This window comes from Corynebacterium sp. HMSC29G08, assembly GCF_001806875.1.
In the GTDB taxonomy this organism is placed as follows: domain Bacteria; phylum Actinomycetota; class Actinomycetes; order Mycobacteriales; family Mycobacteriaceae; genus Corynebacterium.
Window position 1 is genome coordinate 1 of sequence record NZ_KV786212.1, and the last position, 11,165, is coordinate 11,165.

Annotated in this window: 12 protein-coding genes and 1 pseudogene; 7 read left to right on the forward strand and 6 right to left on the reverse strand. The window is 65.2% G+C overall.

Going from position 1 to position 11,165, the window contains the following annotated elements:
• Nucleotides 1–68: 68 nt before the first annotated feature.
• Genes HMPREF3101_RS02540 through HMPREF3101_RS02550 form a run of 3 tightly spaced genes read right to left on the reverse strand, consistent with a single transcriptional unit; the run spans nucleotide 69 to nucleotide 1,420 of the window.
• The gene (locus HMPREF3101_RS02540) at nucleotides 69–659 is read right to left on the reverse strand and encodes an anti-sigma factor (RefSeq protein ID WP_070462369.1); all 591 of its coding nucleotides are present in this window, start codon (nucleotides 657–659) and stop codon (nucleotides 69–71) included.
• On the reverse strand, nucleotides 659–1,207 hold the full coding sequence (locus HMPREF3101_RS02545; protein ID WP_070462370.1) for a sigma-70 family RNA polymerase sigma factor: 549 nt from the start codon (nucleotides 1,205–1,207) through the stop codon (nucleotides 659–661). The genes HMPREF3101_RS02540 and HMPREF3101_RS02545 overlap by 1 nt, the downstream gene beginning before the upstream one ends.
• A 30-nt stretch (nucleotides 1,208–1,237) precedes the next feature.
• On the reverse strand, nucleotides 1,238–1,420 hold the full coding sequence (locus tag HMPREF3101_RS02550) for a hypothetical protein (protein ID WP_070462371.1): 183 nt from the start codon (nucleotides 1,418–1,420) through the stop codon (nucleotides 1,238–1,240).
• Nucleotides 1,421–1,578: 158 nt separating this feature from the next.
• Here HMPREF3101_RS02550 and HMPREF3101_RS02555 point away from each other — a divergent pair, with 158 nt between their 5' ends.
• Nucleotides 1,579–3,225, forward strand: coding sequence for a cytochrome c biogenesis protein CcdA (locus HMPREF3101_RS02555; protein WP_070462372.1), 1,647 nt, complete (start codon nucleotides 1,579–1,581; stop codon nucleotides 3,223–3,225).
• Here the strand turns inward: HMPREF3101_RS02555 and HMPREF3101_RS02560 are convergent.
• Nucleotides 3,222–3,572: a hypothetical protein gene (locus HMPREF3101_RS02560; RefSeq protein WP_141737321.1), complete on the reverse strand. Its 351-nt coding sequence runs from the start codon at nucleotides 3,570–3,572 to the stop codon at nucleotides 3,222–3,224. The two genes, HMPREF3101_RS02555 and HMPREF3101_RS02560, sit on opposite strands and share 4 nt — an antisense overlap.
• Before the next feature lie 153 nt (nucleotides 3,573–3,725).
• Nucleotides 3,726–4,091 carry a hypothetical protein gene (locus HMPREF3101_RS12015; RefSeq protein WP_168160143.1) on the reverse strand — a complete coding sequence of 122 codons (366 nt, stop codon included), beginning with the start codon at nucleotides 4,089–4,091 and terminating at the stop codon, nucleotides 3,726–3,728.
• A gap of 65 nt (nucleotides 4,092–4,156) precedes the next feature.
• Here HMPREF3101_RS12015 and HMPREF3101_RS02570 point away from each other — a divergent pair, with 65 nt between their 5' ends.
• The 6 genes from HMPREF3101_RS02570 (at nucleotide 4,157) to HMPREF3101_RS02595 (ending at nucleotide 10,870) form a co-directional block, all read left to right on the forward strand.
• Nucleotides 4,157–5,200, forward strand: a complete 1,044-nt coding sequence (locus HMPREF3101_RS02570) for an ABC transporter ATP-binding protein (RefSeq protein WP_070462375.1) — start codon at nucleotides 4,157–4,159, stop codon at nucleotides 5,198–5,200.
• Entirely contained in the window at nucleotides 5,197–5,949 is a 753-nt protein-coding gene (locus HMPREF3101_RS02575; RefSeq protein WP_070462376.1) for an ABC transporter permease, read from the forward strand. Before HMPREF3101_RS02570 ends, HMPREF3101_RS02575 begins: the two co-directional genes overlap by 4 nt.
• Nucleotides 5,946–6,683, forward strand: coding sequence for an ABC transporter permease (locus tag HMPREF3101_RS02580; protein WP_034666002.1), 738 nt, complete (start codon nucleotides 5,946–5,948; stop codon nucleotides 6,681–6,683). The genes HMPREF3101_RS02575 and HMPREF3101_RS02580 overlap by 4 nt, the downstream gene beginning before the upstream one ends.
• A 73-nt stretch (nucleotides 6,684–6,756) precedes the next feature.
• Complete coding sequence (locus tag HMPREF3101_RS02585; protein ID WP_070462377.1) at nucleotides 6,757–7,362, forward strand: class I SAM-dependent methyltransferase; 606 nt, start codon at nucleotides 6,757–6,759, stop codon at nucleotides 7,360–7,362.
• Nucleotides 7,359–9,137: an ABC transporter ATP-binding protein gene (locus tag HMPREF3101_RS02590; RefSeq protein ID WP_070462378.1), complete on the forward strand. Its 1,779-nt coding sequence runs from the start codon at nucleotides 7,359–7,361 to the stop codon at nucleotides 9,135–9,137. The genes HMPREF3101_RS02585 and HMPREF3101_RS02590 overlap by 4 nt, the downstream gene beginning before the upstream one ends.
• A gap of 17 nt (nucleotides 9,138–9,154) precedes the next feature.
• On the forward strand, nucleotides 9,155–10,870 hold the full coding sequence (locus HMPREF3101_RS02595) for an ABC transporter ATP-binding protein (protein ID WP_246816616.1): 1,716 nt from the start codon (nucleotides 9,155–9,157) through the stop codon (nucleotides 10,868–10,870).
• A gap of 5 nt (nucleotides 10,871–10,875) precedes the next feature.
• Here the strand turns inward: HMPREF3101_RS02595 and HMPREF3101_RS02600 are convergent.
• Nucleotides 10,876–11,165: pseudogene (locus HMPREF3101_RS02600) on the reverse strand (hypothetical protein); the annotation flags it as partial.

Here is an 11,165-nt window from a genome sequence, read left to right on the forward strand (position 1 = left end):
TTTGGGTCGGGGCTTTGTGGTTTTTAGAACGCGAATGGCCTGAAGCGCGCCAAGGGAGGCAGCCGGCACTAGAGCGTCACGTTGGCCAGCACCGCGCCGGTGGGTTGCGCCGCGCCGGCGGCGGCTTCCTCGGTTACCAGGACTGAAGCAGTTCCACCGGGCAGCGGCATCCACACGTCGTCGTGGGGTTCTTGGCCGATGACTCCAGCCGATTCCACGGCGCCGTCAGCCATGACTGCCCACACTTGTGCTCCCATGCCGTCGTTGAGAGCTGGCTGGCCGTTGACCATGGCGCCGCCCTTGCCCATGTCAGAGCTGATCACGATGTCGAGGCTCGCGCCCATCGCGTCGGCCTGACCTTGACGTGCGTCGTCGGCGCCCATGATTGCGTGCATTTCGTCGACGCCTTGGGCTGTCACGGATTCGCGTGACTCGTCGACAGTGAACTGGGTGACCGCGAACCCGCCACCGGCGATGAGCACAACGGCGGCTGCTGCGGCGGTTGTGAGACGTCGCCAGGAGCGGTTCTTCCGCGCGGTGTCGAAGTCTGTGACCTGGTCGGTAGCGTCGATACGCTCCATGATTGAGCCTTTGAGCTCCGGTGGTGGGGTGACCGGCGTGGCTGCGGAATTGAAGAGGTCCTCGATATCTTTATCCATCACAGGCCTCCTTTCAACGACACGGCCTTGCGAAGCTTTTGCAACCCGTCGCGTACCCGGGTTTTGGCTGTTCCGAGAGCGACACCGGTGGCATCGGCGATTTCTTGGTGGGTGAGTTCCCCGAAATACGCGAGCATGAGCGCACTTCGATGGGGCTCTCCGATTGAATCAATGAGTTCTTGTAGCTCCTCAGACTCTAGTCGCTGTTGAGCTTCGTCCTCAGCGGCAGCGACCCACGTGGTCAGTTGACTGTTGAAATCGTCGGTGTCGCGGGCTTGGGAGCTACGCCAGCTCCGCAGCCGATCGATGGCTCGCGATTTGGCTAGCCGCAGTACCCATGACTTGGCGCTGCCGCGGTGTGGGTCGAAGGTGTGGGCGCTTAGCCATACCTCCACGAAGACTTCTTGGGTGACCTCTTCCGCTTGGGCCCGGTCGCGCAAGATGTGGGTGGTGAGACCTAGAACCTGTGGGGCCAGAACGTCGTAAAGCTCGGCGAAAGCGACTTTGTCGCCCGCGCGCACGCTTTCTAAGAGGTGGTCAAGATCCACAGGTTCTAACTCTAATACCTGGGTTATGTGCTACTTGGATTCTTCCGTCATTTTCTCTTCGCTCATCTTGTCCTCCATCATCGCCGCAGAAGACGGGGTCATGGAGCCGTCCATCTTGTCCTCCATCTTCTCCCCGGAGTCGTTGCATGCAACGAGGCCGACGGCGGCGATGACGATGGCGCTGGTACTGGCGATTGCGCGGTTGATAGACATAGTGTCTCCTTCACTTTTTCGGTTCGCAGGCGCAGTGTTTCTGGCCCGTCACTGAGTACTACGGAGCCGGGGGCTGATGCGGATTGGACCAATCCGATGCGGGCGCTCACTCCGTAGTGCTGGGTGTAGGAAAGGTAACCGGAAAGTAGAGGAAACTCATGATCAGCGTGATTCTTGTTGGATTCATCGGGGGTGTGATCACGGCATTGTCGCCGTGCATTTTGCCAGTGTTGCCGGTGGTGCTGGGGGTCAGCGTCGGGCGTAAACCGTCGCACGTGGTGACAGGTTTGGTCGTGAGCTTCGCCGCGATCGCGCTGCTGGGTACGATTTTGCTTAGTGCGCTGCATTTGCCACAGTCGGTATTGCGCTGGGCGGGAGTGGTGTTGCTGGCATGGGTGGGGCTGGGAATGATTTTCCCGCCGGTGGGGGAGGTCTTGCAGAAGCCCTTTGACGCGCTTCCGCACCCTACGGCATTGCAGGAGAAAACGCGGGGCAAGGGAGGTTTTCTCATCGGTCTGGCCCTTGGCGCGGTGTACGTTCCGTGCGCGGGCCCGGTGCTTGCAGCGGTGACGGTGGCGGGCTCGACTGGGCAGATCGGCTGGAACACGGTGGTGCTCACTGTCGCGTTCGCGATTGGGTCCGCGCTGCCGCTGTTCGTGTTCGCCCTGGCGGGCAACAAGATCGGTGACAAGGTAGACGCGGTGCGGCGCCACCGTAAGGCCATCGGCGTGCTCATCCTGGTCTTCACTGTGGCGTTGGCTCTTGACGCACCGGCGGGGATCCAGCGTGCGCTGCCGAATTGGACGTTGTCGCTGTCGAGCCGTTTTGAGAATTCGGACTTGGCCAATGACGCGCTTAGCAAGGTCGGCCCAACTGGGAGCGGTTCACTGCAGTCGTGCCGCCGCGCCGACCCCGCGCAGCTGCAGGATTGTGGCCCGGCACCGGAATTCGCGGGGCTGACGAACTGGATTAACGCCGACCAGCCGCCGAGCCCGCAGGACGGTGGTGTCATGCTCGTTGATTTCTGGGCGTACGCCTGCATCAACTGTCAGCGTGCGGGGGAGCACATCACCAAGCTTTATAACACTTATCGCGATTCCGGCCTCACCGTCGTCGGCGTCCATTCCCCTGAGTACGCTTTCGAGCACGAACTGGGCAATGTCCGAAACGCCGTAGAAAAGGAAGGTATCCACTACCCGGTGGCGCAGGACAATGACTTCGCTACGTGGAGGAATTTCAACAACCGCTACTGGCCAGCCCGCTACCTGGTGGACAGGCACGGCAACGTCCGGCAGATCGTGGAAGGGGAGGGAAGCTACGCCGAGACAGAAACGCTCGTGCGCGAATTGCTTATCGACGCCAACCCCGACGTCGACCTCCCCGAACCGGTCGAAGGCGGCGAAGCAGCAAGCGGTACAAAGGGCCGCAACCCGGAAACGTATCTCGGCACTGCGCGCGCCGAGTACACCAAGCAGACCGGTTACACCGACGGCGAGCACGACTTCGGGGAACATGCCACCCCGGAGCGCGGCATGTTCACTCTGAACGGGACGTGGATTCTCGAGGAGGAATCAGTGCAGACCACCAGTGGAGGACACCTGGACATCAACGTCTTCGCCAAGTGGGTCCAGCTCGTGGTTTCGGGTGAAGGAGAGATCGAGGTCGAGTATCCGGACGGTGCGACAAAGTCGTTCCCGGTCACAGATGGAACCCTCGACCTTGCGAAAAGCGACACGCTCACCGAGGGGGTGCTGCGCATCCGGCCCACGGCAGGCGTGAAACTGTATTCGTTGACCTTCGGCTAGGCAGAGACAACCTGGTCCAGCGCCTCGGCGAACTGCGCGACGGTGCCGTCGACGTAGCCCTCGGAGATGGAGGTCCACTTGGTGCCGGCTGCAACGCAGTCGAGGACCATCAGGCCGCCAACCTCGTGAACGGCGCTGGCCAGCTGGGAAATAAAGTCGGCGGGCAACTCGAGGCCCACAGCGGTTTCCACGTGCGCCGCGAAGACGATGGAGGGGTGCTCAGCACGCACCTTCGGTTTCGAGCCATTACCAGAGCGCTTATCCGGAGAAGCCTTCTGCTCCCACTCCAGCGGGATAGTGATCGTCCCCTGAGTACGGGGACTCCCCGGATTTACAGGCTGATTCACCGAGAAGATTGTTAACAACGCCTGCGGATTCTTACGCCCATCCTTGGTCTTCGTCCACTCGCCACTCAATGGTGTGCTGGTTTTGCGCGATCTCGGTTTCAGCAATGTCCATCAAACGCACGAGACGGGACTTGACCCACATGCGAGGTGAGGCTAACCTAACGTAAGAATGACTGTCATCGTCTGTGAGGACAACACAGTGTCGCTTGTGACTGACGAACCCACCACAGCGACCAACGAGTCGGCGAGTCGGCCGAGAGGGGCGACGCGAACGCGGGGAACCCCGTTTGGCACATCCTCCGGTCGGTGTCCGTCCCCATCGCCGTCGCCCTGTTGCTGCAGGTTCTCGGCAGCTTGGCCAGTGCCATTGCGCTGCTGGCGTTGGTCCGGATCGTCGATGGACTCTCCCGCGGCACGGACGCGGTGTGGCCAGCGGTCTGGTGGTTCATCGGTGGACTCGGTGGCGCACTCATCCTGGGGGCGCTGGCGCTGCTCATCACCCATATCGAAACGCCGCATGACAACCCGACCACGGGGCCACTGCCGACAGCGGCCCACTGCGACACCAAAGAAAAGGAGAAACGATGACGGATCAAGCTGAACGAGGTGCGGCGATCGTCGTCCGCGACCTCACGAAGAGCTACCCGATTGCGGGCAAAGCCGGCACCGCGCCCGAAGGCGGGGCAGGTGCCCCGCCGGACGGCGGGCGTAAGGGAAAGCGCGGTGCCCGGATGCGCAAGCATGTGCTCGACGGCGTGAGTTTCACCGTGCCCACCGGGGCGATCGTGTCGTTCCTCGGCCACAACGGTGCAGGCAAGACCACCCTCATCCGAATCCTGTCGACGCTCATCACCGCCGACTCCGGCGAGGTGAGCATCTTCTCGCGCGACGTGAAAGAGGACCCGGCGGGCGTGCGCGCTGACATTGCCACCACCGGCCAATTCGCGGCGATCGACGAGAACCTCACCGGCCGGGAGAACCTGGAGTTCTTCGGGCGGCTGCGCGGACTCGACCGCGCCGCCGCGGCCGCCCGCGCGACGGAACTGCTCGCGCAATTCTCGCTCGCAGACAGTGCCTCGACGCTGGCGTCGGCCTATTCGGGTGGCATGCGGCGCCGCCTCGACATCGCCGCGTCGCTGTGCGTGGTGCCCAGGCTGCTGTTCCTCGACGAACCCACGACGGGGCTGGACCCGGTCAGCCGCGAAGAGCTGTGGGGCTTCATCCGGCAACTGCGGGACGACGGAATGACTCTGGTGCTGACCACCCAGTACCTGGAAGAGGCGGAGGCGCTGGCAGACCACGTCCATCTGCTCAAGGATCGCCGCATCGTCGCCAGCGGAACGCCGGAGGAATTGCGCCGCGCCTTCGGGTCGCACGTGCTCCGCGTGTCCTTCGCCACTGCCGCCGAGGCGGAGGCGTTCGCCCGCTGCCTCGGGGGAACGTGCCTGGACGGCGCCCGCGTCGCGGGGAAGTCGGTGTCCCTCGACGTCGACCCCGGACCGCGGGTCCTCGAGGCGGTGGCGCAGGCGATGGAGGCCTCGGAAGCGTTGCCGGATTCGCTGAGCGTGTCGCCGCCCACCCTCAACGAGGTGTTCATATCGATGAACGCAGGGGGTGCGGCGCGATGAGTGCGACGTCGGTCGCGGCGTTTCTCCGTCGGGATCTGCTGCTGTTGCGACGCAACACCGCGTCGCTGATCTCCATGTTCGTGGTTCCGCCCCTCTTCCTGCTGTGCCTGTACGCGGTGTTCGGGTACTCGGCGGAGCAATCCGGCTTCGGGTACCTGCGTTTCGTGCTCGGCGGCTGCCTGTTCCAGGCGGCGATGTTCACCGCCGCGGCGTCGGCGATGGCGGTGGGACAGGACGTCGAATCCGGGCTCGTTGACCGCGTGCGCGTGTTGCCCGGGGCCACAGGCGGCTATGTCGCCGGCAGGCTCGTCACCGATGTGCTGCGGATGTCCGCGTCGATCGCGGCGCTGCTGGTCGTCGCGTGGGCCTGCGGCCTCGACATGGCTCTCGGTGACGTCGCGTGGACTGTCCTGTGGTCGCTGCTCGCCGCGGCGGTCCTGTCCCTGGTCACGGACGGGGTGATCCTGATGGTGCCCGCCCCGGTGTCGACGGCCTCATCGATCCAGGCGCTGGAAATGCTGCTGCTCATGTTCTCCACCGCGTTCATTCCGGCGACCGCTTTGGACGGCTCCCTTCGCGACGTCGTGCGCCACATGCCTTTTTCGCCGGTGATCGAGGTGATTAGGGCGGCGTCCCCGGACGCCTTCCCGGATCGCGCCGGGGAAGAGGCCGCCCTGTGGCTCGGTGCCGCGGCGGTCGCCGGAATCGTCCTGTTCATCCGCCGGTTCACCTCGAGGAGCGAATCATGATTGGCGCCATCTTCGTGCATCTGCGGCGCATCGCCCACATTTGGCTGCGGCGCCCCGACTTCTGGTTCATGACGTTGATTGCTCCGCTCGTGTACCTGTTCATCGTCAACCGCATGTTCGGTGGCCTGGTCAGGCAGCTCACCGGAGAGTTCGAACTCCGGAACGCGGTCATCCTGGTCGTGACGGCGTGGGCGTTCATCCTGGCCATCACGGGATCATCCACCGTGTTCGTTGAACGCAGCAATGGCTTCCACGAGCGGTTGATCACCATGCCGGCGCCGTACGCGGCCGTGCCGGCCGCACGGATCATTGCCGAGTTCATCCGGATCATGGCGATGACGGCCGTCGTCGCGGCGGTGGCCGCCTTGCTTTCCGACGGCCCACCGGAGGTGTCCTGGTGGTGGAGGATCGCGGTGACCGGCGCGATGGTTGCCGCGGCGGCCGCATGCACCGGCACGTACATCGCGTTCTCCATCACCAGCCCCCAGGGTTCCGTGGCCCTCATCCCGTTAATCATCGTTGCGATGTTCGTCAACACGGTGCTCATGCCCGCCGACCACTTCCGTCCCCTCCTGCGCGGAATCGCCGGGCACACCCCCGTATCCGCGGCCGGCGAGGCCGTCAACGGCACCGGGGCTGCGGGTCTGGTGGTCTGCGCGGCCTGGTTCTTAGGCATCGCCGTGCTCGCGGCGTGGGGCATCGCCGTGAAAACGAGGCCGGGGGAGTCTGCATGACGGCCCGCGAATCCGAGCATCTAACCCGAAACCGCCGCGTGGACGCGGCCCACACACCCGGAGACAGAACCAGATGAAGTCGATCGCCCAGATCGTCCAGAACAACCGCAGGCTCCTCGCGGTCTACGAGGACAAGGTCCAGCCGAGGTTCCTAAGCCGCTATGCGCGCGAACCGATGGACGCCGCCGCCGTGTACCGGAAGCTCCGTGCGCTGGATCCTGGGCCGGATGCGCCGGCCCGGGTCCTCGACCTCGGTTGCGGAACCGGGTGGCTCGCCCGCACGCTCGCCGCTGAGTCTCGCTATCGCAGGGCGAACATCGTCGGCTACGACCTGTCGCCCAATGCGATCCGCATCGCCCGCGAACGCGCCGCCGCCGACGGGCTTGGGGCCCGGACGGAATTCCACGTTGCCGACGTCCTCGCGCCGCTCGGCAGGGTCGCCGGGCTGCTCGCCGATGGAGGCATCGCTTACGTGCAGACGTTCGCCGAGGATCCCGACGTGAACGAGCGGGTCGACATGGCCGTCATTGCGAAGATGGGCCACCGGGTGTTCCGGGGCAGCGAGCTCGAGGACCTCGCCGAAGCCAACGGGCTGAAGCTGGACGGAGCCTCACGCGCCGGCATGGTGTACTTCTGCACTCTCACGAAGAAAAGTGCGATCGGGGAGGCGGGCAAGTGAGCGCCGTGGATGGGACCGTAGGCCCGTGGTCGCTGCTCGCCCCGATTCGGACCCGGATGCGTGCGGTGGTCGCGTTATCCGTCCTGTCGTCGGTGGCTACCGTCGCTTCGCTGGTCGGCATCATCGACATCGCGATGACGTACCCGGAGGCTCCGGAGCATCGGACGTGGTTGGCCGTGGCTGTCATCGTCGTCGCCGCAACGGTGCGCATGGCCGCGGACGGCGCCGCCGGCATGCTCTCGCACCGGGCGGATAATGACCTGCAGCTCCACCTCCGGCGCCGGCTGGTCGCCCAAATCCGGAAGTTGCCGCTGGGCTGGTTGGACGCCCGGCGCTCGTCGGGAATCATCGAGTCGGTTGAGAAGGACGTCGCGGCTGTCCACCAGCTCATGGGCCACACCGTCGGTGAGACCGTGGTGGCGGTGCTGGTTCCCCTGCTTTCCCTCATCGCGCTCGTCGTGGTGGATTGGCGGATCGCGGTGGTGGCGGTCGTCCCGGTGCTGGTCACCTTCGCCTTGATGGGCGTGATGATTTCGCGCGGAGCTGGTCTTCAGCGCGACTACGAGCGAGCTTCCGAAGGAGTGACGGCCGCGGTCATTGAGTTGGTGCGCGGTATCCCGGTGATGAAGTCCTTCGGACGCGCTAACCAGGGCGCGGGTCGCTACGATGCCGCGGCGTTGTCGTTCGTCCGCGCGTGGTCCGCCTGGTCTCGGCAGTCGAACATTTATCTCGGGCTTATCGACGTGGTGACGTCCCCGACCACAGTTCTCGCAGTGGTGTGCGGGGCCGGCCTCGCTCTGAGGGACGCCGCGGGCGGCATACCGGAGGGTCTCGTCGCCGGGCTGGTTCTCAGCCTTGGACTCTCCGCGGCGATCGTGCGGGTGGCCATGAACTCCGAACCCATCATCGCGGGGATCGCCGCCCTGAAGTCCATCGCGGAGGTGCTGAGCACGCCGCCGATCGCCGAGCCCGCCGATCCGGTGCCCGCGCGCGGAGGCGCGCTCGAGGTCCGGAACCTGGTCTTCTCCTACGGCGATGGGCCGCGGATCCTCGACGGGATGTCCGCGACGTTCGAACCAGGGACCCTCACTGCGCTGGTGGGGTCCTCCGGTTCCGGAAAGTCCACCGTCGCCCGGCTGTTGGCGCGTTTCCATGACCCCGTTGAAGGCTCGGTGCGGCTGGGCGGCGTCGATCTTCGTGACATCGCCGTGCGCGACGTGCACCGCTCGGTGTCGGTGGTGTTCCAAGATCCGCAGTTGTTCACGCTGCCGTTGCGGGAGAACATCCGGCTGGCCAGGAGAGACGCCACCGACGACGAAATCATGGCGGCCGCGAAGCTCGCGAACCTCGATGCGGTCATCGCGGCGCTGCCGAAGCGCCTGGATTCGGTGGTCAACGTCGATGTGACCTTTTCCGGTGGTGAGGCGCAGCGCGTAGCCATCGCGAGGTCGATCGTCACGGACGCGCCGGTGCTCATCTTCGACGAGGCAACCGCTTACGCGGATCCGGCTTCCGAGGCCCTCATCCAGTCCGCAATCGAGCGTTTGGCCCGTTCGCGGACGGTGATTGTGATCGCGCACAGGTTGAGCACGATCCGCAACGCCGACCGCATCCTCGTTCTCGATGGGGGAGCGGTCGCGGAGGCGGGTACTCACGACGAGTTGCTCGCGAGCGGTGGCCGCTACCGGGATTTGTGGCGCGCGTTCACGCTCGACGACGAAACATCCGCCCCGCGGGGTACTGAATCAGACGATGAAAAGGCGGGGAACCGATGATTCGAGACTTGTGGTCGATGACGGATCGGCGCTCGAGAATGACGCTGGTGTGGCTCATTGCGTTGGCCACGCTTGCCGCGCTGGCCCAGGGAGCGGCGTTCGTCGCGCTGCTGCCGCTGCTGTCGGCTCTGGCCGAGGGAGATGATGCGACGGCGTGGCGTTTCACCGGCGTCATCGCCGGCCTCGCGGCCGCCCATGCGGTGCTGTCCCTCGCCGCGGGGACAGTCGGCAGGGCGAATTCCGCAGCGGTGCTGTCGTCCCTGCTGCGTTCCCTGGGCGAACGCGTGCTGACGTTGCCACTCGGGTACGTCACCAAGTCCACGGCCGGCCGCTTTTCGGAGATGGCGTCGTCGGGTATCGCGTTCGCGGCGTCCGTGCCGCACGTGATCCTGCGGCCCGTCATCGCCGCGGTGGTTACGCCGACCGTCATCGCCTTCGGAATTCTGGCGGTGGATTGGCGCGTCGGTTTGGTTCTTGTCGCGTCGGCGCCGGTGCTCTTCTTCGCCTACCGGGCCATTGGCCGGGTCGGCGGGGAGTCGGACGAAGCGCATGCTGAGGCCGTCGCTGCCGTCTCCGGCAGGCTGATCGAGTTCACCCGCGGCCAGCAGGCGATTCGCGCCGCGGGCGATGGTTCGGCGGCGGACGCGATGGTGGATGAGGCTATCCAGGCCCAGCACGATGCGTTCGCGAAGGCGACGTCGACGCAGGGGGCGGCCATCGGACGGTTGGGTTCGGTCGTCCATGCGGTGTTCACGGCGGCGGTGATCGTCGCCGTGGCAGTCGCCGCGACGGGCGGGATGGCGCCGGCGCATTTGGCGCCGATGCTCATCGTGCTCGTCCAGTTCACCGGACCGATCACCACGGCGGGAGCGTTGTCCGGCGGTTTCGGTGCGGGCCGCAACACGTTGGCTGCGTTGCGTGACCTGCGGGCAATCCCCGCTCTTCCCGAACCTGCCGCACCGGAGCTGCCCGACGGGCATGACGTGGAGTTCCGCGGCGTGAGCTTCGGGTACGGAGATAAGAAGGTTCTCGACGACGTCAGCTTCCGTGCACCTCAGGGAGCGCTGGTTGCCGTAGTGGGACCGTCGGGGGCGGGCAAGACGACGGTCATGCGGCTGCTGTCGCGTTTTCACGATCCGGACTCGGGGGAGATCCTCATCGGCGGGGTGCCCTTGCCTCGGATCGGCACCGACGGCGTGAACTCGCTGGTGACCCCGGTGTTCCAGGAGACGTTTCTTTTCGACGCGTCCGTGCGGGACAACGTGGTCTTCGCCGACCCCGGATTCGGTTCCAGGCCCGGTGACGGGGACCGCTTGCGCGAGGCCGCCCGGCGTTCCGGGGTGGACCGCATCGTGGAGCTGCTGCCTTCCGGGTGGGATACCCCGGTGGGGGAGGAGGGGACGCTGCTGTCGGGAGGTGAGCGGCAGCGCCTCGCCATCGCCCGGGCGCTTCTGAAGGATTCCCCGGTGGTGCTTCTCGACGAGCCGACGTCCTCGCTGGATGCGGCCACTGAGCGGGCGATCGTCGGCACGATTGAGACGTTGCGCGGCGATCACACTGTGATCGTCGTCGCCCATCGCCTGCACACCATCCGCGATGCCGACCTCATCGTCGTGCTTTCGGAGGACGGGACGGTCGCAGAACGGGGCACGCACGATGAATTGCTGGCGAAGGGCGGCCACTATGCCGAGTCGTGGACCACCACGACGACGGCATCGGAGAAGCGCGGATAGCTAGTTCATCTAGCACCAGATTGGCTTAGTTCCCAGGAGCCAAAGCGCACCGCGCAGACACCCCAGTGGAGGAGCAAGAGCACGAGGAACACTAAGGAAAGTGCGTGCCAGTCTTCGTCCCAAGCGCCCAAGCACATGGTGCCTACGGGGAAAGTAGAACCCCACCAGCCAGGCCCGTAGGGTGCCCATTGGAGGACAGCCTCGTAGAAGCAGTACATGGCATAAAGGAAGCACGGTACGCCGAGGGTGAACATGATGAGACCGTACAGGTGGGCGTCGAAAAGCAATGTCGATG

What these genes read in the sequence shown, in the direction of transcription:
- HMPREF3101_RS02575 (WP_070462376.1), top strand. Translation starts at nt 5,197, where the DNA reads ATGAGTGCGACGTCGGTCGCGGCGTTTCTCCGTCGGGATCTGCTGCTG.
- HMPREF3101_RS02580 (WP_034666002.1), top strand. Translation starts at nt 5,946, where the DNA reads ATGATTGGCGCCATCTTCGTGCATCTGCGGCGCATCGCCCACATTTGG.
- HMPREF3101_RS02595 (WP_246816616.1), top strand. Translation starts at nt 9,155, where the DNA reads ATGACGGATCGGCGCTCGAGAATGACGCTGGTGTGGCTCATTGCGTTG.
- HMPREF3101_RS02585 (WP_070462377.1), top strand. Translation starts at nt 6,757, where the DNA reads ATGAAGTCGATCGCCCAGATCGTCCAGAACAACCGCAGGCTCCTCGCG.
- HMPREF3101_RS02555 (WP_070462372.1), top strand. Translation starts at nt 1,579, where the DNA reads ATGATCAGCGTGATTCTTGTTGGATTCATCGGGGGTGTGATCACGGCA.
- HMPREF3101_RS02540 (WP_070462369.1), bottom strand. Translation starts at nt 659, where the DNA reads ATGGATAAAGATATCGAGGACCTCTTCAATTCCGCAGCCACGCCGGTC.
- HMPREF3101_RS12015 (WP_168160143.1), bottom strand. Translation starts at nt 4,091, where the DNA reads ATGCGGCGTTTCGATATGGGTGATGAGCAGCGCCAGCGCCCCCAGGAT.
- HMPREF3101_RS02570 (WP_070462375.1), top strand. Translation starts at nt 4,157, where the DNA reads ATGACGGATCAAGCTGAACGAGGTGCGGCGATCGTCGTCCGCGACCTC.
- HMPREF3101_RS02550 (WP_070462371.1), bottom strand. Translation starts at nt 1,420, where the DNA reads ATGTCTATCAACCGCGCAATCGCCAGTACCAGCGCCATCGTCATCGCC.